Genomic DNA, 23,365 nt, shown 5'->3' on the forward strand with positions numbered 1-23,365 from the left:
CCCGGACAGGCACCGGGCCGCCCGGGCGGCCTGGTTGTCCCCGGACGGCGGTACAGTGGCGGCCGGGAAGAGCCTCCTGGTGCCGGTGGTGGGCTCGGACTGCCGGTAGACGGCCGAATGACAGAAGGAGTCCCGGCGTGGAAGCCCGACGTGCGAAGGGCGGGCAGGGCCCGGCTGTTCCGCAGAACACCGCCTTGGAGGTGAGCCCGTTGTCCGGCCGTCCCGGGATACGTGTCCGCGGCGAGATCGGCGAGGCCACGCGTCCCTCCTGGGAGCGCGCGCTCGCCGAGCTGTCCCGGCGTCACCAGGACGTCTCCTACGTGGAACTGTCAGAGGTGGCCTTCGTCGATGTCGCCGGAGTGACGGCGCTCGCCGTGACCGCCATGGACCTGCCGGACGGACGGTTCGTGATCGAGGCGCCGCCGCCGCAACTCCCACGGGTCCTGGAGTTGTTCTGGCCGGACCTGGACCGGATCGAGGTGACCGCGCGATGACCTCGACGACCACCGACGCGGCGTTCGTCCACCCCGCCCTCTTCTACCGCGACGAGGACGAGTACGTCCGCCGGACGGCCGCCTTCCTGGCGGAGGGCCGCGCCCACGGCGAGCCGATGGCCGTCGCCGTGCCCGGCCCCAACCTGGAGCTGATCAGGACCGCCCTGGGCGCGGACGCCGAGGGCATCCTGTTCCTCGACATGACCGACGCCGGCCGGAACCCGGGACGGATCATCCCCCGGGTGCTGCGGGGCTTCGCCGACGCCCACCCCGGCGGCCGGGTGCGGATCATCGGCGAGCCCATCTGGGCGGGCCGGTCCGCGGCCGAGTACCCGGCGTGCGCCCAGCACGAGGCGCTGATCAACGCCGCGTTCGAAGGCCGCGCGGTGACGATCCTCTGTCCGTACGACGAGTCGGCGCTGGCCCCGGAGGTGCTGGCGGACGCGCGCGCCACCCACCCGGTGCTCATCGACGGCGAAGGACGGCAGGAGGCCAGCGACGCCTACGACTGGCGGGCGGTGGTGGACCGCTACAACCAGCCCCTGGTACGCCCGGCGGACGTCCCCGCCTTCCCCTTCGGCGGGCAGGACCTTCCCGGGGTCCGCCACTACGCCGCCGCCCGCGCCAAGGACCTGGGCGTGGCGGGGGAGCGGCTCATGGACCTGGAACTGGCGGTGGCCGAGCTGACCACCAACAGCGTGGTCCACGGCGGGGGCAGCGGAACCCTCGCGCTCTGGACGGAGTCCGGCCGACTGGTGTGCGAGGTCCACGACGGGGGCCGCCTGTCCGACCCCCTCGCGGGCCGCAGGCCTCCCGAGCCGGGCCAGATCGGCGGTCGTGGCCTGATGCTGGTCCACTACGTGGCCGATCTGGTCCGCCTCCACACGACGGCCGAGGGCACGACCGTGCGGTTCTACCTCGACCTGTGACGGCAGGGGCGGCCCCGAGAGGCCGCCCCTCTCCGCCTGTCCCCGCCGTGCGCGGGAGGGCGTCGAAAGCCCCCTCGAACGGCCCGTCCCCGCGCAGGGGCGGTCACTGCCTCTCCGGCGCTACCCGTTCCCGGTTGCCGGAAGGGTGCCCGGTGCGGGGTCGACGGTTCGGCCGGCAGCGGCGTCGAGGAGGGGGCCGAGTTCGTCCACCACGGTCGTCAGGGCGCGGACGCTCCGCTCGGCGCGGGCGATGAGGATGGCCCCTTCCAGGGTGCTGATCATGAGCGTGGCGAGCGCGTACGACCTGTCCGGTGCCACTCCCATGTCGGCCAGGGCCTGCGCCACCGGCCCGGTCCAGGTGGCGAACGCGGCGGCCGCGGCCTGCTGCGTGGACTCGACCGACTCCGCGCAGTCGACGGTGGCGGCGGCCACGGGGCAGCCGGCCGCGAACCCGTGCTCGCGGTATTCGTCCGTCCACTGCCGCACCATCTCGGCGAAGAGCCCGCTGGGTGTCGGCTCGGGCAAGGCCGCCAGGAAACGCGCGACGCGGCCGGCGGCGAACCGCCCCGCCCAGTCCAGCGCCTCGTTCACCAGCTGTTCCTTGCCTCGGGGGAAGTAGTGCTGGAGTGAGCCGCGGGGCGCCCCGGCGTGCGCGGCCACCTCGCGCATCCCCGTCGCGGCGACTCCCTGGCGTCGAATGAGCTGGGCCGCACTGTAGATCATCCGCTCGCGCGGCCCGCGCTCCCGCATCGCCATCTCCGCTCTCCGTCCGTCACCTCACGAGCCTCCACTCTATGACCGCTGTCATAGATGGGCCTATTATGACAGCGGTCATAATCATGGACCGCGGATCGGAAGGGGTGGTCCCCATGCGTGTGGGTTTCATCGGCCTGGGTGTCATGGGTCGACCCATGGCGCTCAACCTCGCCCGTGCGGGCATCCCCGTGGTCGTCTGGAACCGCACCCCCGAGCGGTGCGAACCCCTGGGGAAGGCCGGAGCCAGGATCGCCGCGAGCATCGACGAGGTCTTCGAGCACGCCGGGACCGTGATCCTGATGCTGGCCGACGAGAACGCCGTCGACGCCGTCCTGGGCCGTGGCACGCCCGACTTCGTCGCCCGGGTCGCCGGCCACGGCGTGGTCCACATGGGCACCACCTCACCCGGCTACTCCGCCGCCCTCGAGGACGACATCCGCGCCGCGGGCGGACGGTACGTCGAAGCCCCGGTCTCCGGATCCCGCGTTCCCGCCGAACAGGGGCGGCTCGTGGGGATGCTGGCCGGCGACGAGGAGGCCGTGGCCGAGGTCCGCTCGCTGCTGGCCCCGGTGTGCCACGAGACGTTCGACTGCGGGGCCGTCCCCGGAGCCCTGCTGATGAAGTTCTCCGTGAACCTGTTCCTGATCACGATGGTCACCGGCCTCGCCGAGGCCTTCCACTTCGCCGACCGGAACGGACTCGATCAACAGCTGCTCCAGGACGTCCTGGCCGCGGGCCCGATGGCCAGCGCGGTCTCCCGCCTCAAGGGCCAGAAGCTCCTGACCCGGGACTTCACGGTCCAGGCCGCCGTCGCGGACGTCCTCAAGAACAACCGACTCGTGGCCCAAGCGGCCCGCGGCGCCCACATGGCCTCCCCGCTGCTCGACGTCTGCCACGCCCTCTACGGCGAAGCCGTCGAACACGGCCACGGAAGCGAGGACATGGCGGCGGTGGTACGGGCCCTGGAAGCGCGCAGCGACCGCGTCCCCCCGAGCGGATAGCGGGCGCCGGCCGAGCCGTCGGGCGACCCGCTCACAGCACTGCCGTGACGCGGCCCCCGGCGGAGCGGAGCTCGAACCGGCGGCCATGGCATCGCACCTCCCGGAGGGACCGGGTGGGGGAGACGTCGGTGACCGGAACGCCGTGACGAGGTACGGATCGGCCGGGCGGGCCGGGTCCGAGGCCCCCTCCCTCAGGCCCCCTCCCTCAGGCCCCCTCGTTCTCGTCGTCGGCCCGGCCGGCTCGCGAGAGGGGGATGCGGGTCTGCCCCTCGATCGGCGGCGGGGTGCGCTCCCCGAGCCGGTCCTCCAACTCCCGGAGCCTCGTGCGCGTCTCCTCGGTCGTCATGGGCCCTCCCCTCACCGCTGTCGCGGACCGGTATCCGACGGGCGGTCCTGCCCCTGGGCCGCCGCCGTCGCCACGGTCCTGGCGTCCTCGCCGGCGAGTCGGGCGATGCGGTGCGGCGGCACCCCGGCGGCCGTGGCCCGCGACAGCAGGGCGTCCCGCTCGCCCGTGCAGTCGCGGTAGGCGAGCAACTCTTCCTCCACGCGGGCGAGGGCGCCCGGCATCAGCGCGCGGCGCAGCCGGTCGAGTTCGTCGTCGTTCAACGGGACGGGCAGCTTCTCCGCCCCGTCCGGAATGGCGTCCGTCTCCTCCGGCGGCAGCAGCCGGACGCCTGGGGAGGTGGCGCTCACGCCGTGCGCGTCGAGCCAGGCCCGTACGGCGGGCGTCTCCAGGCACGTCAGGTCTTCCACAGCGGTGACGGAGGCGCCCAGCGGGACCGCCGGGTCGTCCACGAGGAACAGGTAGGCGTCGTCGGTCATGCTCGTCTCCTTCGCAGGCGCGATGATCATGTGGGGCCCTCACCTACCCCCTCAGCCGCGAGTCATCACCGTTCCGGCAGCCTTCGTCGCGGCGGGCCGACACCGCGCACGCCGCCCACCCACCCGGCTTCCCGCGCCGGTGGGCCACCACCGGCCGGTGGCAAGGCCTGCCGCGTCGACGGCAGTCGGTCCTCCTTGCCGCGAAGTCGTGTGCGGGGAGGGGGATGTCCGGCGGCTGAGCGGGCACACGTGCACAGGTGCTCGCACCCACGCGGCCCGGAATGCCCTCGGCCGCGCACCTGGGCGGGCGGACGACGGCAGGTGACAACAGGACGCAGGGAGCGCAGTGATGAAAGTCCGCTCGTGGCCGATCCGACCGGACCTCCGGCTCACCGCCCACGTGGTGGCCGGCCGCTACCGGCTCGACGACCTGCTGGGCCGCGGCGGCGCCGCCGACGTGTACGCCGGCATGGACCTGCGCCTCAGGCGGCCGGTCGCCGTGAAGGTCTTCCGCCCCGACGGTGCCGCGGCCACGGAGGAGCGGTTCGACGGCGAGGGCCGGCTGCTGGCCCGGCTGCAGCACCCCGGCCTGATCACCGTGTACGACTGCGGCCGGGACGACGGAACGCCCTATCTGGTGATGGAACTGGTCAGGGGCACGACGCTGCGCCGGAGGATCGCGGAGGCCGCGCTGGCGCCCGCCGAGGCGTGCCGCATCGGAGCCGCGCTCGCCCGGGCGCTGGCCCATGTGCATGAGGCCGGAGTCGTCCACCGGGACGTCAAGCCCGCCAACATCCTGCTGGACGAGGCGGGCACCCCCCGCCTCACGGACTTCGGCATCTCCCGGCTCCTCGGCACCACGGCCCAGACCGCGACGGGTGCCCTGGTGGGCACCGCCGCGTACCTGGCCCCGGAGCAGGTGCTGGGCCGGGGCGCCGGGCCGGCGGCGGACATCTACAGCCTGGGTCTGGTGCTCATCGAAGCGATCAAGGGTGAACTGGAGTACGACGGGGCGCCGCTGGAGGCGGCGATCGCCCGCCTGAACCGCCCCCCGGTCATTCCGCCGGACCTGCCGTCGGCCCTCGTCGAACTGCTGGAAGCCATGACCGACGCGGACGAGAGCCGCCGACCGGACGCCCGGGTCTGCGGGCGCGCCCTGGCCGCCTTGGCCTCGGAGGCCTTCGCGGGAGCGGCCGACGTCCCCGCGGCTCCGCCCGTCAGCACGGAGGACGGCGCCGACGAGCGGAATCGGGACACGCTGAGGCCGGACAGGGCGGCCGCCGCGGCGAGTGCCACCGGCGGGGAGGCAGCCGCCCCCGCACACGGCGGTCCGCTGCCCGCACCGCCTTCGTCCGATCGGCCCGCCTCACGCCGGACCGGCCGGATCCTGCTGACCGTCGGCGCGGCACTGACCGTCCTCGGCGTCGGTCTCGCCGGTTCGGTGGGCGGCCCGCCCGCCGAGGCGGAGAACGTCGAGTCCGTTCCGTCCCGCCCCGCCGCGACCGAGCCGGCCTCCCCGACCGGTCCGCCGACCGGAGCCGCCCCCGTCTCCACGTCCCCGCCGCGGTCCTCCTCGTCCACCGGCGACCGGCGGACCTCCGGTTCCGAGGACACGGCGGTCGACAGCGCGAAGCCGCCGGCTCCCGGCGTCCGGGAGCGTCCGCGCGGCCGTGCGAACCGTCCGGAGGCAGCCGGTCCGGCCTCCCGGAAGGACGATTCACGGCCGGGGAATCAGAAATCGGCCAAGGGCAAGCACGCGCGATGACTCGTGAGAGATTCGTGAAGGATCGGAGCGTCCTCTGTGAGGAGTGCGGGCCGCATCTCCCCCTTTTCGCCGACGAATTCCTCACCGCGACCGGGCGGACCCCGTGCGTCGCCTCGCTCGAACTCATCGGTAACAGGTGACGGGGGTCGCCGCCTTGCGCCCGCGCGCACCGCTGACCAGCGGAAACTCCAGAACAGTGGGCGATGCGAAGATCCTGCTCATGGATTCACGGAAGCGGGGTAGGGTCGGTCTCGTTCGAACATCCGGACGTGCGTCGTGCATCAAGTGCGGGGCGTACCGCCGGATTTGAGGAAACGGGGCAAAGCGCCGGGAATTCCGACGGAAAGGAAAACGGGACACGCGTGAGCCCCGTGAGAAGACCAACCGAAAGTTGTTCGAGGCGAGGCGAACCGATGGATGCTCCGACCACCACGTCGGCCTATGGAGACGGGTCCGGCGACAGCGCCGGCGGCGGCACTCGGGACGCCGGCTGGTTCGGCCGAAGCCCCCGGCAGCACCGGGGGGAGACGCCCTCGGAGACGGAAGGCCGACTTCCCCGCCGCCCCGCCACCCCGATACGCCCCGTGGGCAGCGGGACCGACCGGAGCGGTACGGCACACGAGTCACCGGCCCCGGCGCAGGCCGCGGCCTACGGCGCGGTACGCGCACAGGGCCAGGCCGCACCCTACGGCGGGGTACCGGCCCAGGCGCAGGCCGCGGCGTACGGCGGTGTGCCGCCCCAGGCCCAGACCCTGACGTCGGAACGGGTCCCGCCCCAGGCTCAGCCGCCCGCGCCGAACCGGCCCCAGGCCCCGGCTTCCGAGCCGGCGCCCGCCCCGGCCCCGACGGCCGCCCCCGAGGACATGTCCGCCACCGCTCTCCTGCGCCGCACCATGGCCGAGATCGAGCCGATCGCCGACAAGGTCACCTCGCACTTCTACGCCCTGCTCTTCCTCCGCCACCCCGAACTGCGGGCCCTCTTCCCCGCGGCGATGGACGCCCAGCGCGACCGCCTCTTCCGAGCGTTGCTCACCGCCGCCACCCACGCGGAGGACACCGCGACCCTGACGACGTACCTGTCCCACCTCGGCCGCGGCCACAGGAAGTACGGCACCCTTCCCGAGCACTACCCCGCCGTCGGCGAATGCCTCATCGGCGCCCTGTCCAGCTACGCCCCCCGGAGCTGGGGGCCCCGCACCGAGGCCGCCTGGGTCGGCGCCTACACCACGATCTCCCAGATCATGATCGACGCGGCGGCCGCGGACGAGCTGCGCGCCCCCGCCTGGTGGCAGGCGGAGGTCGTCGGTCACGAGATGCGCACCCCGGACATCGCGGTCGTGACCGTCCGTCCCGACCAGCCCTACCCCTTCCTCGCCGGCCAGTACGCCGCCCTGGAGACGCCCTGGTGGCCGCGCGTCTGGCGGCACTACTCCTTCGCCTCCGCGCCCCGCGCCGACGGGCTGCTCTCGTTCCACGTGAAGGCCGTGCCGGCGGGCTGGGTGTCCAACGCCCTCGTGCACCGCGCCCGTCCGGGAGACGTGATCCGTCTCGGCGCCCCCGCCGGTTCCATGACCGTCGACCACAGCACCGACAACGGGCTGCTCTGCCTCGGCGGCGGCACCGGCATCGCGCCCATCAAGGCCCTCGTCGAGGACGTGGCCCAGCGCGGCCGTCATCGTTCCGTCCAGGTGTTCTACGGAGCGCGCCGCGACCACGACCTGTACGACATCGAGACCATGCTCCGCCTGCAGCAGTCGCACCCGTGGCTCTCGGTCCGACCGGTCGTCGACGACGGCCACGTCGGCGCCCTCGGCGACCGGCTCCCGGAAGCCGTCTGCGAGTACGGCCCCTGGCACACCTACGACGCCTACCTGTCCGGCCCGGCCGGCATGATCCGCCGCGGCGTCGACACCCTCGTGGGCATGGGCATCCCCACCCACCGCATACGGCACGACTCCATCGAGGAACTGGTCGGGGCAAGGAATTGAGCACCATCGAACAGACCGGGCACCCGCAGGCGCAGCCACCGCGCACCACCCGCCCGGGGAGCGACGGCGAGCATCTGGTCCAGCAGCGCACGGGTACCACCGCGCGCGCCGACAAGTTCTACGCCGAGCAGGTCCTCGACCGACTCAACACCCGGATGCAGGAGTTCGTGGCACGCCAGGAGATGTTCTTCCTGGCGACCGCCGACCGGCACGGCGAGTGCGACAACACCTTCCGTGCCGGCCCGCCCGGCTTCCTCCACGTCCTCGACGACCGGACCCTGACCTACCCCGAGTACCGCGGCAACGGAGTCCAGGCCAGCCTCGGCAACATCGAGGAGAACCCTCATGTCGGCCTCCTGATGATGGACTTCCTCCAGGACCGCATCGGGCTCCACGTCAACGGCACGGCCCGGGTCGTGGCCGACGAGGAGATGCGCGGCGCGTACGCAGGTCTCGCGTTCGACCCCGTGCCCGGCCGCCGGGCACAGGTGTGGGTGGTGGTCGCGGTGGAGGAGGCGTACATCCACTGCGCCAAGCACATTCCGCACCTGCAGAAGGTGCCTCGGGACGGCTCCGGCCGCGCGTGGGGGACCGACGACTTCAAGCGCAAGGGCGGCGACTTCTTCGGAGCCGCCGCGGAAGCGGCCGAACGAGGTCCGTTCCTCCCGCCACCGCGCGCGGACGCGGCGACGTGGCGAGCGCAGGCCGCACGGATCCTGGAGCGGGCCGAGCAGCGGGCGGCCGACGCGGAGGAAGAGTCGTTCAGCGGCTGGTTCCGCCGAAGCGTGAGCGCGTGAGCGACGCGTGACGGGATGACGGCGTGGCCGCGTGGCCGCATGACGGGTGACGGCACGACGGGGTACCGCGTGACGGTCTGACTGTGCGAACGGCTGACCGGGACTCAGCCCGGGCCTGCGTCGGGGCGGGTGGCAGGTGGCGGGCGGCGCGTGGCCGCAGGCGCATGGAGGGGTGCGAGGCCGCAGTCGCGGGCGTCGCCCCGCCTGCCCGCCCGCGCCTGGGATCTGCCTCAATCCTGGACGGGTGACCGGCTGCTCCCGGGGTAGGCGCGGCGTGACAGCGGCATGCACAACCAGTCAGGGAGGGCTGCGCCGTGGCGGCTCAGGTTCCAGGTCGCCCTCGTGCAGCCGTCGCCATGACGCACCGAGCACGCGGAGAAGGTGAAGACACCAGATGAGCCCCGTAGGACGGCACCCGAACCACGGCGGCGGCACCGAGGAATCGGTGGGCGACCTCGTTTCACGGGCGTCGCAGCAGATTTCGGAACTGGTCCGTGAGGAGATGCGGCTGGCCCGGGCGGAGATGACCCGGAAAGGCAGACGCTTCGGTGCGGGCGGCGGTCTGTTCGGCGGGGCGGCCCTGGTCGGCATCCTCGCCGCGCAGGCCCTGGTCGGCGCCATGATCGCAGCCCTCGCCCTGTTCCTGCCGGCCTGGGCCGCGGCCCTGATCATCGCCGCGCTGCTGGCGGTGGTCGCGGCTGTGATGGCCGCGCTGGGGAAGAAGCAGATCGCCGAGGCCGGCGCCCCCGTACCGGAGCAGGCCATCGACAGCATCAAGGCCGATGTGGCCGAGATCAAGGAGGCAGCACACCGATGAGCAACCGTCACCAGGGCGACAAGGAATCCGCGCCCCCTCCGGAGGAGCTGCGCGAGCAGGTCGAGCGCACCCGCGACGAGCTCGGCATGACCGTGGAGGCGCTGGCGGCCAAGGTCGACGTCAAGGCGCAGGCCAAGGAGAAGGCGGCCGAGATCAAGGAGCACGCGGCCGGGATCAAGGAGAAGGCCGCGGAGATCACGGACCAGGCGGCCGAGAAGGCCGCGCTCGTCGGCGAGCGTCTCCGGGAGAAGGCCGCGCACGCCGCTGAGCTGGTCAAGGACAAGACCCCCGACCCGGTCCTGGACAAGGCCGCCCTCGCAGCGGCCCAGGTGGGCGACACCGCGACCCGGGTGGGGCAGCTCGCCGCGGAGAGGATCCCGGAACCGGTCGGGGAGAAGGCGGAGTCCGCGGCCACCATGGCGAAGGCCAACCGCACCCCCCTGATCGCCGCGGCCGTCGCGCTCGGCGTCTTCCTGCTCCTGCGTCGCGGCCGGAGGCACTCGTGAAGGCATCCAAGATCGCCTACAAGCCGGTCGGCATGGCGCTCGGAGCCGCGAGCGGCTTGATCGCCAGCGCGGCGTTCAAACAGGCGTGGAAGACGATCGGCCACGACGACGACGCCCCCGATGCCACCGACGAGCACCGTACCTGGCAAGAGGTCCTGATCGCCGCAGCCCTTCAAGGCGCGATCTTCGCGGTGGTCAAGGCCGCCGTCGACCGGTCGGGCGCCGTCACCATCCGGCGCCTGACCGGTACCTGGCCCGGCTGATCCGTGCAGCGGCGGCGCCGGCCCCGCCTGGAGGGTCGGCGCCGCCACCAAACCAGGACTCGTGGAGGAAGAAGTGGTCGCGCAGCCCGGGCTGCACACCCTCGCCGCCGCCCTCACCGCGGCCGTGCTTCGCACCCGCTGGTGCGCCACCCGCGGGGTTCGCGACGCACACGGCGCCGACGCCGCCGAGGCGCCCTGGCGGCGCGCGGCGCCCCCACGCGACGGCGGGGACCCCGACCGCGTGGCCGAGTCGCCTGCCTCGTTCCCGGACCCGGTCCTGCGGGAAACCGACGCTCACCTCGACCGGTACTGGAACACACTCGCCCCCTTGTACCCGCCGCACCGCGACGGCGAGCGCCGCCGCGGATAGCACCAGGGCACCACTCGCGGTCCGTCCATCCAGGAGCCCCGGCCGACTACACCCCCGGCCCCCACACACCCACCCACGGGCCGACACCGGCGGCTGTCCCGGTGCGGGTATGGTCCGCCGCCCGGGGCATACGAGACCTCATGCACGGACAACACGCGCGTCCCACGAGCACCCTGTTCGGCCCGGCCACCACAGCCCCGGCACCGAGGGCGGCCCACGGCCGCGCCAAGCACTCACGCCGAGGCCGGATCACCGGCCGCCTGCGCCGCCGCATCCTCGCGTACCGGGCGATCGACTTCTTCTCCACGCACATCCCGGACCATTCCGGGACGGGCGAGGAATGCCTGCTCCTCGTCCACGTCCGCCAGGTCGTCGGTCAGGTGCACTACCGGATCTGCGCCGACTGCGCCCAAGGCGTCATCACCGCCCTCACCATCGACGAACGTTTCCACAGCACGGGGCTGGGCACCCGGGCGCTTTCGCACCTGCGCTCCCGCCACCCGGGCCTCGCCTGGCGCAGCACGCTGCACAGGCGCACCACCCGTGATCTGCTGCGCCGTATGCGCATCCCCACGCTCACGACGGACACCCCGTGCCCCCACGAGCCCCGGCCGCTGTCCGACCCGACACCCGCCGACGGCTGACGACGAACCGGCCGACAGACATCACAGACGCCCCGGAGACGCCCCCCGGGCGTACACCACGCGCGGGCTCCGGCCCACCCATGACGGAGTTACAGAGCTTCCGCAGCACACGCCGGGGTGCCGCACACGGGACCCCCACCCTCGGCATCAGGCACAGAACGGCGCACTGCCCCTGCGCGCAGTATCGCGGCATCGGGCGGCTCCCCACCTCGCGTCACCGCACTCCTCCCTCCCAGGCCGCCGGTGGTCGAGCCGAGCAGAGCGCGGCGAACCCCGAGGCTCGTGAAGCCCGCCGCGCCGTGCGCCTAGAGGTGGGACAGGGCGAACGCCGACAGGAATCCGGTCACGGTGACCAGTCCGGTCAGCAGGTGCACCGTGCTGTACGCCTCGGGGATCATCGTGTCCGCGATCATGGCCAGGATCGCCCCGCCGGCCACGGCCGTGATCGCCGCCAGCGCCGCCTCGGACGCACCACCCGACAACGCGTATCCGGTCAGCGCGGCCAGACCGCTGACCACGGCGATGCTTCCCCACAAGGTGAATACGTACCGGCGACTGCGCCCGGCAGCGCGCATCCCGGCAGCGCTCGCGAGGCCCTCGGGGAGGTTGCTGATGAACACCGCCCCCACCGTCGCCATCCCCACCTGGCCCCCGCCCAGCAGGCTGGTGCCGATGACCACGGACTCGGGGATCCCGTCCAGCAGCGCTCCCAGGGCGATGGCGTTGCCCGATCCGGGCGCCTCGGCCTCGGACGGCTGGTGTTCCCCGGAGCGCTTGCGATGCCGCGCACCGCGCCGCGCCAACAGGGCGTTGGCCCCCGAGTAGACGACCGCACCGCCGACCGCCCCGGCCACGACCGGCCACATCCCGGAGCGCTCGTACGCCTCGGCGATCAGTTCGAACGACACCGCCGCCATCAGCACCCCACTGCCGAACGCCATGACCAGCGCGATCACCCGTGGAGGAACTCGTACGAGCGAGCCGACAGCGGCACCCACCAGCAGAGCCGCGCCCGCGAACAGCCCCCATCCGCCCGCAACCAATGCTCCGGCCACAACCGCCCCTTCCCACACCGCCGACAGATCCACCCCGCCTACCCGCCAAGCCGAAGATCAACGAGCGGTTCGTCGCGCGAAACGGACACGCCCCCTCCCGCCCCGCACACCCCACATAGCGCGCCCTGCGCTTCCCCCCCCCCGGTCCGCGGCGGCCACCGACCCCGGCTCCGCCCTCCCGCAGGCGCAGCCCACCAACACCACGCCAGGCATGCGCCCACAGCGGCAGGGCAGGCGAGACAACGGCGGACGGCCGCAGCGGCCTCAGGCCCCGCGCCCCGTCGACGTCCAAGACCTCAAGGAGGAGAAGGTGAAGGGCTTCCGCAGCTTCATCCTGCGCGGCAACGTGGTCGACCTGGCCGTCGGCATCGTCATCGGGGCGGCGTTCACCGCCGTGGTGAACGGCTTCGTCGGCGCCTTCCTGACACCGTTGGTCGGGCTGGCCACCGGCGTGACGGGCGACATGAGCCGCAAGTCCTTCTCCGTCGGCGCCACCGAGTTCCCGTACGGCACCTTCGTCAACGCGGCGATCAGCTTCGTCCTCCTCGCCTCCGCGCTGTACTTCCTGGTCGTGCTGCCCATCAACAAGCTGCACGAGCGCCTCGCCCCCCACCACGATGTCCAAGCGCCCAAGCGGGACTGCCCCGAATGCCTCAGCCCCGTCCCGGCCCAAGCCCGCCGCTGCGCCTCCTGCACCGCCCCCCTGCCGACCGCCCCCGCCCGCCCGGAGAACACGACCCAACGCGCCGGCTGACCCCCTCCACCGCCCGATTCCCCCCGCGCAGAAGCCTTGCGCACCCAGCGCCACACCGCCCGTCATCTGTGTCACACCCTCGACGAGTCCGCCCCGAACGCTAGCCCCGGTCACGTACGCAAATGGCAAGGGTGCTGCGGCATCGCCGGTCCCGGTCGCGGCGCGGACGGAACCATCAGAACGCCGCCCAGCACCCGGAATCTGCATGCCCTCCCGCCGTGCCGCTCCCATCTAGGCAGCTTCTACGGGTCACTGCACGAGCCCGAGCCGTGGGTGATGTGATGGCCTCATGCGCCCTGAGCACTGTGTGACCAGAAACCACATAGCGGTGTGGCAAGAACGCGTGCTGCCGTCGGGACCGGCACGGATCACGTTCGGGATGGTGCTGCGGGGTTCACTCCTGCCGATCCTGGTCTGGTCCGGAGCAGCGTGCTTCGCGTACTTCGTCTACAACCCGCTCGTAGCGACGGTCCTCGGCGGTCTCTTCGCGTTGTCGTTCATCGTGGGGTTCGCGCTGCGTCGCAGGGCGAAGCACTCGGTTCGCTGCAGCGTCTACGGTGCGCTGGGCGGAGTGCTCGACAAGTCCATGGCTGGGGTCTGAGGCGTCGAGGCACAGGCCGCCCCGGCCCCTCGTTGTATGGAGCGTGTTGACCGACGCCCAGTGGGCCAGGGCCGAGCCCCTGTTGCCGGACCGGAGCCGACTCATCACGCCATCAACCGCTCCTGAGGCGGGCTGATCACGAAGATCCACCTCGCCGCCGACAGCAACTGCAAGCTGCTGGGTTCCGTGCTTGCGGCCGGACAGGCGGGCGACGCGCCCACCTTCACTGAAGTGATGGCAAGACTGCGCGCCCCGCGCTCTGTCGGGCGTCCCGGGACTCGGCCGGACATGGTTCCGGCCGGCAAGACGTACTCCTCCCGGGCCATCCGCGAACACCTTCGACGGCGAGGGCTCCGGACGGTCCTCCGATCCCAGCCGACCAACAGGACCACCGGCTCCGTCGAGCGTCTGGACGGCAGGGGAGGTGACAGCCCGACCACCACCCCGGCCGCGTGCGGCGCGTTCAGGTGGGCAGTTCCCAGACGGTCGCCTCGATACGGGTCTCGCCTTCGCCCACGGGCAGGCTGACGACGCGGATGGAGGCGGTGCGGCCGTCGGTGGTCTGCAGGCAGAACCGGTCACCGCGCTTCACGTCCGACGCCTTCCCGAAAGGGGCCTGGAGGGCGTCCGCGCACTGCTGCTCGGTGGGCGGTTCCTCGGACGTCCACCGGACCAGGGCGTTCGACTTGCCCGAGAGGAGAACGGGAGTGGCGCCGGTGCGTTCCTCGGCGCGCAGGTCGTCGGTGAGGTCGCGGGTGTCGATCCACCGCTCGGCCCCGGTGGGCGGGACCGTATCGAGTTCGAAGGTGTACGGGCTGTGCAGGGTGACGGGGCCGGTGCGCACCTTCGCGGAGTCCCTGACCGGCTCCTTGTCCCGGTGGCCGTCGGGCCACATCAGCGCCCCGGTCAGCACCGCCGCGCCCACCACCGCAACCCCACCGACCACGGCGGCGCGGTGACGCCCGCCTGCGCGGGCGGCCCCGGCCTGATCGGGAGCCCCGGTCGGCCCGGGGCGCTGAGTCCCCGAGGCCGACGGGGTCGGAGCGGGCCAGGATCGCTTCACCAACTCCGTGGCCCGTTCGGCGTCCACACGTTCGTCACCGACCAGCCGCGCCAGCAGCCCCGAGGCGGTCCCGCGCCGGCCGGGATCCTTCTCCAACGCCTGCTCCACCAGCTCCCGCAGGGGACCGTCGAGGCCGGAGAGCCGGGGAGGCTCGGCCAGTACCCGCTGGTGAACGGCGAAGACGTCCTCGCCCGGGAACGGGAGCGCGCCGGAAGCGGCGTAGGCCATCACGCAGCCCCAGGCGAAAAGGTCCGCGGCCGGAGTGACCGGCCCGCCGCGCAGGACTTCGGGGGCGATGTAACCGGGCGTCCCGGACAACTGTGTCGGCTGGACAGAAGCATCCGGCCCCTCCCATGCCCGTGCGACACCGAAGTCGATCACCCGCGGCCCCACCGCCGACAGCAAGCACGTTCGACGGCTTCAGATCCCGGTGCACGACCATGGCGGCGTGGATCGCGGTGAGGGCCGCGGCCATGCCCACCGCCAGCTGTTCCAGCGCGCCGCCCCGCAACGGACCGTGCCGAGTGACCAGGGCCTGCAAGGTCGGTCCGTCGACGTACTCGGTGACGATGTACAGCGGGTGTTTGTCCAGCTGCGCGTCGAGGACCGGCGCCGTGCAGAAGGCACGGACCCGCCGTGCGGCCGTCACCTCACGCTTGAACTCCCGGGCGAATCGCTCGTCCCCGGCCAGATGAGCGTTGATGACCTTGACGGCCACAAGCTGCGACGTCGCGCTCTCGCCCGCGTAGACCGTCCCCATCCCCCCACTGCCGAGCCTGCCGAGCAGCCGGTACGGCCCCAGTCGGGTCGGATCGTTCGGTTGCAGAGCCGTGAACGCGGCGCGGTCGACCATGCTGCCAACTCCCCCTTGACGGCGACAGGCCAACTCTAGGAGATCAGGCGAAGAGGCGGCCCTGTAGGGCATGTTCGTGCGCGCCCCTCCTCCCCAGGACCACGACAGCAACCCGTGCTCCGCAGGCCCCGCCCACCGCTCCCACCACCCTCCGCCCTGTCCACCGCCCCACGCCGAAACACCGCCGGAGTCACCCTCGCCCTCGTATCCGATGCGGACAGCGGGGTGCGGCGCCCCTTTTCGACCTGGCGGAGCTCCTCCTCACAGTGGCCCTGGATCTCACAGTCGACCGGATTCATGCCGACGGGCCTTACTACTCGCAAGAGCACCGCAAACACGGCATGAGCGCGCAGGTCGTCACTCGTCCTGATGGCACAGCGCTGTGGCTCCCGCGCGACATCCGGTCGCACTCACGACCTGACCGCAGCCCGCGCCCATGGCATCGTCCAGGCCCGCCTGACCCGACAGATCCTCGTCCTCGCGGCCCGCGCTTACCAGGGCGTCGGCGCCACCTTCCGCACCCCGTACCACCGTCGCCGCGAACAGCCACAGCATTACCACCAGTTCAACCGCGGCCACGCCAGGCTGGGAGCGCCCGGCGAACGGGCCTTCGCCCAGTTGAATTCCAGGCGGCTGCTTCGGCGAGCCAGATGCTCCACCTGCCGCCGCATCGGCACCATCCTTCAGGCTGTCCATCCGCTGCTGATCGGCAGCTATTCGGGATGAAGGAGGCCGAAGGAATCAGACCGACCGCTTCCCTATGCCTTCACGTCGAGACGCACAAGCGCGCCGATCTCCACAAGCTGGTCCGGCAGCGCCAAGTCGGAAACGCCCATGACCGTGCTGGCGGGCCGGTGCTCCCCGAAGTGCTCCGCGTGGAGGCGTGCTGTCGTGTCGAAGTTCTCACGCAGGTTCCTCACCAGAACCGTGGTCTCCACTATCTGGCCACGCTCGGCCCCGAACTGCCTCAGCACCAAGTCCAGGTTCTCCAGCGTCGTGCGGACCTGCAGTTCGAAGTCACCGGCGCCCACGAAGTCGCCATGACGGTCATGAGACAGCTGCCCCGACACATAGACCGTTTCACCGACCTGGGTGGCCTGGCTGTAGCCGTACAACGACTCCCACGGCATGCCGAACCCGAATTTCTTCACCTGAGAACCCATGGTCCACTCCCTCGATGCGATGCGCGGGACCGTCGGTCACAGGCGGGCCCCTTGCATGCAGAAGTTACGGCTTCGCACGCACGATGCTTGTCTGGTGGCGCCGTCCCAGTGTTCTCTGTGCGCACAAACTGGCTGCAGTGGGCACTTACGGACGCCGGTGGGATGAGTGGCCACTACGCCGACGGTGAGGGCCCCGCCTCCTCGCCACACCCGTCGGCCAGCCCGTTTCGCCCGCAAGGAGAGGATGAAAGAAGATCATTGGGCACCCTGCGGAGGTCGCGTGGGCGCTTCGTTGAGGGTCGACCCTGCGCTTCGGGGCCGAAGGTGATTGTGGACGGATGGAACGCACGCTCGAAGTACGATCCCTGGAAGGTTCTCCCACCCGGTACTTCTCAACCTCCGCAGGGGTGTAGCCGGACGGAGACATCCCGGAGAGAGGGCAGCGATGAGTGTGGCTGAGAGTTGGTCGCGTGTGATGAGCCTTCTTCGGGAGCACGCGCCGGCCGATCATGCGGATCTGCCGGGGCCCGCTACAGAGCAGACGCTCGCGGCAGCCGAAGAGCGGATGGGGATCTCGCTGCATGATGACCTGCGGACGTGGCTGTTGCAGAACGATCTGGATCTTCCGGCGGAAGACTTCGACCACGACGTGATGTGCTGCGGCTTCGATGGGTTCCCCGACGAAGGAAGCTTCTTTCTGGGGGTTCGAGGGATGGAGAGGCTCTACGCGAACCGCTCCACATCCTGCGGATTCGACCCTCCGGACCAGCCGGAGTATCCGTTCTGGCGTAACGAGTGGATCCCGTTCCTGTCGGACCAGGACGGCTGGAGCGGAAAGTTTGTCGACGTGCGGGACGGTCGCGTCGGCAGATGGTTCGTGGGTGAGCCCACGGTCACGGGGGAGTATGAGTCGATGGCCCAGTATTTCGACTCTGTGGCGGAGACGCTGACGAGGATCGCCGATGGAGGCTCCCCGGTCTGTCGGTTCACCGAAGGTCGACTTGTGTGGTCGTGAGACGGTTCTCGACTGGATGGCGACCCTTGCCGAGCCGCTGTCACGCTGGAACGGCCATGAGATACACCAGCGTTGACGTTCCAGGGTGTGGGTGGTTGAGGGGATGACGGTCATCCGATGGGGGGCTGGAGTGGGCTCGCGGAGATCCCCCAGAACCTGAGGCGCGTCATGCGCCGCTCGACCGGTCCGTTCGCAGATCCGGATGATGCGGTGGGCGCGGGTCGCGGGCCACTTCCTGAGTGTGGCCGGGCAGTTCAGGTGAGATCCACGGCAGCTTGACGGTGGGCTCGACAACGACCCGTACGTTCACGCCATGACGGCAGTGCTTTTGGGGGAGTGGGCCCGGCTGTCGCCCACCCGGTCGCGCTCGGCGAGCGTCCTGCGGAGCAGGTGATGATCAGGTTTCGCACAGGACCCGCAGCAGGACGGGTGCCCGGTGGGGCAGGTGCTCGACGAGGGCTGCGACGTCGGAGTGGACGGTGCTGACGGATACGCCTGCGTCGTCGGCGATCCGCGTCAGCCTCTCGTACCGGCGAAGGTGGACCAGGCTGACGAGAGCGCGCCGGCGGGGCGGCAGTTCGCAGCGCGCCGGTCACCCTCACGGCGGCGCCGATGAATCCCCACTCGACCAAAGCATGCGGCAGGAAAACGTCTCTCAACGGCACGCGAGCGCAGCCCTGTGCGTGGTGATCCTCGACCTGACTTGGTCTGGCTCGCTCGATCAATGACCGATTCGAAAAGACTCGCCACCGCCGAGTGAAGAAGGCGGGCAGCCCGTAGGAAAAAGGCTGGCCTCCGCGCTATTCAAGCAAGAATGAGAGGCGCCCGGCCCGCTCCCGCTGCCACGGTATCGAACGCACTCTCATGCGTGGCCGGAGTGACTCCCAGGGGTGGGAATTCCATGGCCACCGAGATAGTAATCGACCTTCCCCACCAACCCTTTTCACCCTTGCAGTCGGCGGGTGTGAAAGCGAAGGCAAGGAGAGAGTGAGGCGAGACTTCAGACCTCTTGCTGCCAGCAGGAACACTGCCGTAAACGTGAGCGCCTCGCCATCCCCCAGCCGTCGGGTGTACCCCCGCCGATCGGCGGGGGTACACCCGACGGCTATGCCGGGGATCCGCGCGGCGACTGGGACGGGATCCGCGCGCACCCAACCCCGTTCAGAAGCCGTATTCCCCCCCGCCGATAAGAATTCCACCGCCGGGAACACTCCTGTGTCGTGCCCCACGGACACATTGGCGAAATTTCAGTGTTACTTTTGATCGCTTTTTTACGTGCGCCTTGGTGGCGCCGATCGATGTGGACCATTCATGCAACATTCCGAGATACCGCGGCGACGCCCGCGTGCCCGCGGAGGCCTGGCCGTATCCGCGCTCGGCACCGCCCTCCTGCTGGCCTTGGAGGCGTCCCTCCTCGCGGTGGCGCCGCTCTCCGCAGCCCGACCGACCGCAGCCGTACCGACCGCCGCCGCCCGGCCGCACGCCCAGCCGGCCGTCGGCGGGGGTGAGACCTCCGCGCTGCTCCGGGCCCGTCTGGAGAGGAAGCGCGTCGAGGTCACCGACCGCAGGACCGAGACGCTCACCGTCTGGGCCAACTCTGACGGCACCCTGACGGAGGACCACTCCGCGGGCCCTGTCCGCTTCCGCGACGACGCGGGGGCCTGGCGCAACGTCGACGTCACGCTGGCGGCGCAGGCCGACGGGTCGGTGCGGGCCAAAGCCCACCCCCTCGACGTGAAGCTCGCCGGCCCCAGCGCCCCGCAGGCCGAGGCCGTCACCAGTCGTGGGCCGAGGGCCGCCGCCCCGGTACCGGCGGCGGCGACGCCCCTGGTCTCGCTCACCTCGGCGGACGACCGGCAGGTCGTCCTCGGGTGGCGCGGACGTCTGCCCGCACCCCGGCTGTCCGGCAACCGCGCCGTCTATCCCGGTGCGCTGCCCGACACGGACCTCGTCGTGGACACCACCCGCACCGGCTTCGAGCAGTTCCTGCGCCTCAACTCCCGGGCGGCGATCGGCAGCGCCGGCACCGTGCGGATGACGCTCAGCGCCGAGGGCATGACGGCGAAGGCCGCCGACGGCGGAGTCGCGTTCACCGACAACAAGACCGGGAAGCCCGTCGGCACCCTGCCCGCGCCCGTCATGTGGGACGCCAGGGTCGACGCGCGCTCCGGTGAGCACCCGCACCGGGCTCCCGTCTCCCTGCGGGTCGCCCAGAACGGCGACGACGTAGACCTCACGCTCATCCCGGATGCCGACTTCCTGAAGGACCCGAAGACCGAGTTCCCGGTCACGGTCGATCCCTCCGTCAACCTGCTCAGCACCTTCACCACCTTCGTGCAGCAGGGCTACGGCACCGACCAGTCCACCTCGCAGGAGCTCAAGCTCGGCAACAACGGGTCCGGTCAGATCGCGCGCTCCTTCCTGCGCTTCGACAACCGCCCGGTGAAGAGCAAGGACATCAGGTCCGCCACCCTCAAGCTCTGGAACCACCACTCCTGGTCCTGCCAGGCCCGCCCCTGGGAGGTCTGGGACACCAGCACCCCCAGCACCGCCACCCGGTGGGACGCCCAGCCGAGCTGGAACCGCAAGTGGGCCACGAGCACGGACACCAAGGGCTTCGGCACCGGCTGTGCCGACGGTTGGGTCACCGCCGACGTGAAGGCCCTGATGCAGGCGTGGGCCGCCAACCCGCACGCGGAGAACAGCCTCGGCATCCGGGCGAGCGACGAGAAGGACGAATACGCCTGGAAGCGCTTCAACTCCCGGAACGCGCCCGCCAACGTGCCGGTCCTCTCCGTCACGTACAACAACCAGCCCGCCGTGCCCACCGCTCTCACCCTGAGCCCGTCCACGCTCAACGCCCAGGACAAGCGGACCTACGTCACCTCCGCGACGCCCCTGCTGTCGGCCAAGGTCGGCGATCCCGACGGGAGCGCCGTCACCGCGCAGTTCGAGGTCACCGCCGATCCGGCCACCAAGGACGCCGGGACCTACGCGCACACCATGACCAGCGCGAGCGTCGCCTCCGGCGGCATCGCCAAGGTGACCGTCCCGGCGAACAAGGCCCTCCCCGAGGGCGGCCTGCGGCTGCGCGTGCGCGCGGGCGACGGCTCCGCGGACGGACCCTGGAGTGTGTACCTCCCCTTCCGCAGCGACTTCACCAAGCCTGCGGCGCCCCAGGTGACCTGCCCGGACCTCCCGAAGGACAAGTGGCGGGACAGGCCCGCAGGTGACACCACCTGCACCCTGGTCACCACCTCGGCCGACGGCCACGGTTTCCGGTGGGGGCTGGACGACCCGTCCGCCCCCAAGGCCCTGACCGCCCCGGCGAACACCGGCGGCAAGCCGCAGGCCGTCACCTTCAAGGCGGACAAGGGCTGGCACGTGCTGCACGCGCGCACCGTCGACGCCGGCGGGCTGCTCTCCGCCACCACCTCCTACGCCTTCGGTGTGGGCGCCGAACCGGCCGTGGTCCGCACGCCCGACGTCCCGCACTCCCTCCAGGAGGGCGCGACCCGCACCCCGTCCCCGCTGCTGTCCGGCGTGGTCACCGCGGACAGCCAGGAGCGCCTGCGCGGAGAGTTCGCCCTGTTCGGCGCGGACGGCACCGCCATGCCGGGCGTGACCCTGGACTCCACCGGCACCGACTCCGGCAACCGCGTCGCCACCGCCGTACCGGCCGGCGCACTGGAGACCGGCAAGCAGTACCGCTGGTCCATGCGGGCCTGCGGCGAGACCGCCTGCTCCCCCTGGACGCCGCAGCGCACCTTCACGGCCCTCGCTCCCGAGCCCGCCCCGGTGCCCGGGACGCGGACGCTGAAGATCACCGGGGACGCGCTGGCGGACGCCACGAGCGCCGTCGGCGACCAGGACTGCGCCGGGGCACCGTGCGCCCCGCTCCAAGACGGCCTGCTGCGCGTCGGTACGCCCGACGGCGTCGCCTGGCGCACCTGGTTCAAGCCCGACCTCGCCGGTCTGCCCGCCGGTGCCCGGATCACCGGCGCCCGCCTCCAGCTGCACCGCGCCGACTGCGTCACGGGCGCGGACGACTGCGCCGAACCCGCCGCCGCCCTCGGCGACCTGACCGTCCCGTGGTCCCCCGCGGACAGCGGACAGGACCTGGCCGCCGCCACGAGCGAGGACGTCTACGAGGACCAGGACGGGCTGCCGCACGCACTCACCGACCTCGATCTGGGACCCCTGGTCGCCGGGTGGGGCCCCGAGAACCCCAACCACGGCTTCAGCCTGCGGCACGGCGACGAGTCCGCCCCGGCGCCCGGCGTCGTCTACCACTCCTCACGCGCCGCGGACCCGGCCGACCGGCCGTCGCTGGTCGTCGAGTACGTGCCGCCGGCCGCGCCCGGCGCAGCCGAGCAGGTGAAGGCCGTGGCCGCCGACGGAGGGCTCCTGGCCGTCTGGAACCCGCCGGCCGACCCGGGCGCCGCCGTCGACAGCCTGACCTACACGGTCGTCGTCACCAAGGACGGCGCCGAAGTGGCCCGTACCACCACCGAGGACACCCGCGCGGTGTTCCCCGGGCTGGCCAACGGCGCCGACCACCAGGTCACCGTCACCACCGGCTCCGCGTACGGCACCGGTCCGACGGCCAGGTCGGCCGCCGTACGCCCCACCGCCCTCCCGGGCGGCGGCGGCCGCTACACGGAAGCGGTCCGCGAGTACGCGCAGGCCCGGGCGGCCCTGCTGAAGGGCACCGCCACCTCGGCCGACGCCGCGGCCGCCACGGGCAAGCACGGTCCGGTCTACCGCGACCTGCTGAGCGGCCAGGAGCAGGAGCTCAACCGCCGCCGGGATGCCTTCAAGCGCCACAGCCGCACCTATACGGAGATCACCCCGGAGTTCACCGACGTCCTCGTCGGCGCCGGCCCCGACCAGACCGTGCTGGTGCGCGCCCGGTACCGGGAGACCTCGGTCCTGACCCACACCGACGGCACCACCGAACGGGAGGAGAGCGACCTCGTACGCCGCTTCACCTTCACCGGCCCCGCCACCGCTCCGGTGCTCAGCCAGGAGTCCGCGGACACCGACGTCGAGATGACGCTGCCCACCGGCGCGGAGGCCCAGACCGCCGTCACCGTGGCCCCGCCCGCACCCGACCACGTCGACGAGGGCGGTTCCGACCCCGAGGACAAGCCGCTGATCACCCTCGACGAGGACGGCATGCTCCCCGAGGAGCCGCTGCCGCCCGCCCGGCCCGCCGCACTCCGCGCGGCGCCGTCCGGCAGCGGCACGGCCACCTGGGCCAAGCGCAACGTCACCATCCGCTGGGAGTACGGCCAGGACTGCACCAACTTCGTCTCCAAGGCCCTGTACTACGGCGGCAAGATGAAGCAGCGCAGCGGCGGGCAGCGGGACGGCTCGAAGTGGTGGCAGCGCAGGGTCTACCCGCGCGGTGTGGCGCAGGTGACCTCCAGCTGGAGCTGGGCGGCCGCCAACAACCTCCGCAACCACCTCAAGGCCCACCGTGTCGGCCGGGAGATCTCCCGTTACGACGCGCGCCCCGGCGACCTCCTGTTCGTCTACTACAAGAGCGACCGGACGTGGAACCACGCGGCGGTCATCGTGAGCGCCGGCGGAGGGAACGCCGAGGTCAGGCAGCACGGCGGCAGCAACATCAACACCCTGGCGAACATACTCAAGAAGAAGGACGTGGGCGCGGTGAGCATCATCCGCCCCGGAAAGACGACATGA

Annotated in this window: 22 protein-coding genes and 3 pseudogenes; 17 read left to right on the forward strand and 8 right to left on the reverse strand. The window is 71.7% G+C overall.

Annotation, left to right across the window (positions count from 1 at the left end):
• Window positions 1-137 precede the first annotated feature (137 nt).
• Window positions 138-494, forward strand: coding sequence for an STAS domain-containing protein (locus ACFZCF_RS16745; RefSeq protein WP_391287037.1), 357 nt, complete (start codon window positions 138-140; stop codon window positions 492-494).
• Window positions 491-1,423 (forward strand): anti-sigma factor RsbA family regulatory protein, encoded by a 933-nt coding sequence (locus ACFZCF_RS16750; protein WP_391287038.1) that lies wholly within the window; start codon window positions 491-493, stop codon window positions 1,421-1,423. Before ACFZCF_RS16745 ends, ACFZCF_RS16750 begins: the two co-directional genes overlap by 4 nt.
• 120 nt (window positions 1,424-1,543) lie before the next feature.
• Here ACFZCF_RS16750 and ACFZCF_RS16755 read toward each other — a convergent pair whose 3' ends face one another.
• The gene (locus ACFZCF_RS16755) at window positions 1,544-2,179 is read right to left on the reverse strand and encodes a TetR family transcriptional regulator (protein WP_391287039.1); all 636 of its coding nucleotides are present in this window, start codon (window positions 2,177-2,179) and stop codon (window positions 1,544-1,546) included.
• Between the two features lie 113 nt (window positions 2,180-2,292).
• Here ACFZCF_RS16755 and ACFZCF_RS16760 point away from each other — a divergent pair, with 113 nt between their 5' ends.
• The gene (locus ACFZCF_RS16760; protein ID WP_391287040.1) at window positions 2,293-3,180 is read left to right on the forward strand and encodes an NAD(P)-binding domain-containing protein; all 888 of its coding nucleotides are present in this window, start codon (window positions 2,293-2,295) and stop codon (window positions 3,178-3,180) included.
• A gap of 205 nt (window positions 3,181-3,385) precedes the next feature.
• On the opposite strand, the gene ACFZCF_RS16765 is transcribed toward ACFZCF_RS16760, so the two are convergent.
• Both ACFZCF_RS16765 and ACFZCF_RS16770 read right to left on the reverse strand, forming a co-directional pair.
• Window positions 3,386-3,526 (reverse strand): hypothetical protein, encoded by a 141-nt coding sequence (locus tag ACFZCF_RS16765; RefSeq protein WP_388449887.1) that lies wholly within the window; start codon window positions 3,524-3,526, stop codon window positions 3,386-3,388.
• Window positions 3,527-3,537: 11 nt separating this feature from the next.
• Window positions 3,538-4,002, reverse strand: coding sequence for a DUF6003 family protein (locus ACFZCF_RS16770; RefSeq protein ID WP_388449889.1), 465 nt, complete (start codon window positions 4,000-4,002; stop codon window positions 3,538-3,540).
• Window positions 4,003-4,351: 349 nt separating this feature from the next.
• On the opposite strand from ACFZCF_RS16770, the gene ACFZCF_RS16775 reads away from it, so the two are divergent.
• The 8 genes from ACFZCF_RS16775 to ACFZCF_RS16810 all read left to right on the forward strand — a co-directional run bounded on the left by ACFZCF_RS16775 (window position 4,352) and on the right by ACFZCF_RS16810 (window position 11,152).
• Window positions 4,352-5,767 (forward strand): protein kinase, encoded by a 1,416-nt coding sequence (locus ACFZCF_RS16775; RefSeq protein ID WP_391287041.1) that lies wholly within the window; start codon window positions 4,352-4,354, stop codon window positions 5,765-5,767.
• A 413-nt stretch (window positions 5,768-6,180) separates the two neighbouring features.
• A complete protein-coding gene (locus ACFZCF_RS16780) occupies window positions 6,181-7,755 on the forward strand; it encodes a globin domain-containing protein (protein WP_391287042.1) in 1,575 nt (524 codons plus the stop codon).
• Window positions 7,752-8,552, forward strand: a complete 801-nt coding sequence (locus ACFZCF_RS16785; RefSeq protein ID WP_391287043.1) for a pyridoxamine 5'-phosphate oxidase family protein — start codon at window positions 7,752-7,754, stop codon at window positions 8,550-8,552. The genes ACFZCF_RS16780 and ACFZCF_RS16785 overlap by 4 nt, the downstream gene beginning before the upstream one ends.
• A 394-nt stretch (window positions 8,553-8,946) precedes the next feature.
• Window positions 8,947-9,369, forward strand: a complete 423-nt coding sequence (locus ACFZCF_RS16790; RefSeq protein WP_388449896.1) for a phage holin family protein — start codon at window positions 8,947-8,949, stop codon at window positions 9,367-9,369.
• On the forward strand, window positions 9,366-9,875 hold the full coding sequence (locus ACFZCF_RS16795) for a DUF3618 domain-containing protein (RefSeq protein ID WP_391287044.1): 510 nt from the start codon (window positions 9,366-9,368) through the stop codon (window positions 9,873-9,875). Before ACFZCF_RS16790 ends, ACFZCF_RS16795 begins: the two co-directional genes overlap by 4 nt.
• Complete coding sequence (locus ACFZCF_RS16800; RefSeq protein ID WP_388449899.1) at window positions 9,872-10,138, forward strand: DUF4235 domain-containing protein; 267 nt, start codon at window positions 9,872-9,874, stop codon at window positions 10,136-10,138. Before ACFZCF_RS16795 ends, ACFZCF_RS16800 begins: the two co-directional genes overlap by 4 nt.
• Before the next feature lie 73 nt (window positions 10,139-10,211).
• A complete protein-coding gene (locus tag ACFZCF_RS16805) occupies window positions 10,212-10,508 on the forward strand; it encodes a hypothetical protein (protein WP_391287045.1) in 297 nt (98 codons plus the stop codon).
• Window positions 10,509-10,648: 140 nt separating this feature from the next.
• Window positions 10,649-11,152: a hypothetical protein gene (locus ACFZCF_RS16810; protein WP_391287046.1), complete on the forward strand. Its 504-nt coding sequence runs from the start codon at window positions 10,649-10,651 to the stop codon at window positions 11,150-11,152.
• Window positions 11,153-11,457: 305 nt separating this feature from the next.
• On the opposite strand, the gene ACFZCF_RS16815 is transcribed toward ACFZCF_RS16810, so the two are convergent.
• On the reverse strand, window positions 11,458-12,207 hold the full coding sequence (locus ACFZCF_RS16815; RefSeq protein ID WP_391287101.1) for a ZIP family metal transporter: 750 nt from the start codon (window positions 12,205-12,207) through the stop codon (window positions 11,458-11,460).
• A 310-nt stretch (window positions 12,208-12,517) separates the two neighbouring features.
• On the opposite strand from ACFZCF_RS16815, the gene mscL reads away from it, so the two are divergent.
• From mscL to ACFZCF_RS16830, 3 genes and pseudogenes are all read left to right on the forward strand, one after another.
• Entirely contained in the window at window positions 12,518-12,961 is a 444-nt protein-coding gene (gene mscL, locus ACFZCF_RS16820) for a large conductance mechanosensitive channel protein MscL (protein WP_388450031.1), read from the forward strand.
• A gap of 379 nt (window positions 12,962-13,340) precedes the next feature.
• Window positions 13,341-13,562, forward strand: coding sequence for a hypothetical protein (locus tag ACFZCF_RS16825; RefSeq protein ID WP_391287102.1), 222 nt, complete (start codon window positions 13,341-13,343; stop codon window positions 13,560-13,562).
• A 93-nt stretch (window positions 13,563-13,655) separates the two neighbouring features.
• Window positions 13,656-13,984: pseudogene (locus ACFZCF_RS16830) on the forward strand (IS5/IS1182 family transposase); the annotation flags it as partial.
• Between the two features lie 41 nt (window positions 13,985-14,025).
• On the opposite strand, the gene ACFZCF_RS16835 reads toward ACFZCF_RS16830, so the two are convergent.
• Complete coding sequence (locus ACFZCF_RS16835) at window positions 14,026-15,018, reverse strand: protein kinase (protein WP_391287047.1); 993 nt, start codon at window positions 15,016-15,018, stop codon at window positions 14,026-14,028.
• 19 nt (window positions 15,019-15,037) lie between these two features.
• A pseudogene (locus tag ACFZCF_RS16840) lies at window positions 15,038-15,550 on the reverse strand (protein kinase); the annotation flags it as partial.
• A gap of 218 nt (window positions 15,551-15,768) precedes the next feature.
• Between ACFZCF_RS16840 and ACFZCF_RS16845 the strand changes: the two are divergent.
• Window positions 15,769-16,204: pseudogene (locus ACFZCF_RS16845) on the forward strand (transposase family protein); the annotation flags it as partial.
• A gap of 32 nt (window positions 16,205-16,236) precedes the next feature.
• Here ACFZCF_RS16845 and ACFZCF_RS16850 read toward each other — a convergent pair.
• Window positions 16,237-16,641 (reverse strand): Rid family hydrolase, encoded by a 405-nt coding sequence (locus ACFZCF_RS16850; RefSeq protein ID WP_391287048.1) that lies wholly within the window; start codon window positions 16,639-16,641, stop codon window positions 16,237-16,239.
• 445 nt (window positions 16,642-17,086) lie between these two features.
• On the opposite strand from ACFZCF_RS16850, the gene ACFZCF_RS16855 reads away from it, so the two are divergent.
• Window positions 17,087-17,656 carry an SMI1/KNR4 family protein gene (locus tag ACFZCF_RS16855; RefSeq protein ID WP_391287049.1) on the forward strand — a complete coding sequence of 190 codons (570 nt, stop codon included), beginning with the start codon at window positions 17,087-17,089 and terminating at the stop codon, window positions 17,654-17,656.
• Between the two features lie 397 nt (window positions 17,657-18,053).
• Here ACFZCF_RS16855 and ACFZCF_RS16860 read toward each other — a convergent pair whose 3' ends face one another.
• Entirely contained in the window at window positions 18,054-18,233 is a 180-nt protein-coding gene (locus ACFZCF_RS16860; protein ID WP_391287103.1) for a hypothetical protein, read from the reverse strand.
• A 734-nt stretch (window positions 18,234-18,967) separates the two neighbouring features.
• Between ACFZCF_RS16860 and ACFZCF_RS16865 the strand changes: the two genes are divergently transcribed.
• Complete coding sequence (locus ACFZCF_RS16865; protein WP_391287050.1) at window positions 18,968-23,365, forward strand: DNRLRE domain-containing protein; 4,398 nt, start codon at window positions 18,968-18,970, stop codon at window positions 23,363-23,365.

The organism is Streptomyces sp. NPDC007945 (assembly GCF_042958885.1).
GTDB lineage: Bacteria > Actinomycetota > Actinomycetes > Streptomycetales > Streptomycetaceae > Streptomyces.

Coding starts and splice junctions, on each gene's coding strand:
- ACFZCF_RS16750 (WP_391287038.1), top strand. CDS start 491: ATGACCTCGACGACCACCGACGCGGCGTTCGTCCACCCCGCCCTCTTC.
- ACFZCF_RS16755 (WP_391287039.1), bottom strand. CDS start 2,179: ATGGCGATGCGGGAGCGCGGGCCGCGCGAGCGGATGATCTACAGTGCG.
- ACFZCF_RS16760 (WP_391287040.1), top strand. CDS start 2,293: ATGCGTGTGGGTTTCATCGGCCTGGGTGTCATGGGTCGACCCATGGCG.
- ACFZCF_RS16765 (WP_388449887.1), bottom strand. CDS start 3,526: ATGACGACCGAGGAGACGCGCACGAGGCTCCGGGAGTTGGAGGACCGG.
- ACFZCF_RS16770 (WP_388449889.1), bottom strand. CDS start 4,002: ATGACCGACGACGCCTACCTGTTCCTCGTGGACGACCCGGCGGTCCCG.
- ACFZCF_RS16775 (WP_391287041.1), top strand. CDS start 4,352: ATGAAAGTCCGCTCGTGGCCGATCCGACCGGACCTCCGGCTCACCGCC.
- ACFZCF_RS16780 (WP_391287042.1), top strand. CDS start 6,181: ATGGATGCTCCGACCACCACGTCGGCCTATGGAGACGGGTCCGGCGAC.
- ACFZCF_RS16790 (WP_388449896.1), top strand. CDS start 8,947: ATGAGCCCCGTAGGACGGCACCCGAACCACGGCGGCGGCACCGAGGAA.
- ACFZCF_RS16795 (WP_391287044.1), top strand. CDS start 9,366: ATGAGCAACCGTCACCAGGGCGACAAGGAATCCGCGCCCCCTCCGGAG.
- ACFZCF_RS16810 (WP_391287046.1), top strand. CDS start 10,649: ATGCACGGACAACACGCGCGTCCCACGAGCACCCTGTTCGGCCCGGCC.
- ACFZCF_RS16825 (WP_391287102.1), top strand. CDS start 13,341: ATGGTGCTGCGGGGTTCACTCCTGCCGATCCTGGTCTGGTCCGGAGCA.
- ACFZCF_RS16850 (WP_391287048.1), bottom strand. CDS start 16,641: ATGGGTTCTCAGGTGAAGAAATTCGGGTTCGGCATGCCGTGGGAGTCG.
- ACFZCF_RS16855 (WP_391287049.1), top strand. CDS start 17,087: ATGAGTGTGGCTGAGAGTTGGTCGCGTGTGATGAGCCTTCTTCGGGAG.
- ACFZCF_RS16865 (WP_391287050.1), top strand. CDS start 18,968: ATGCAACATTCCGAGATACCGCGGCGACGCCCGCGTGCCCGCGGAGGC.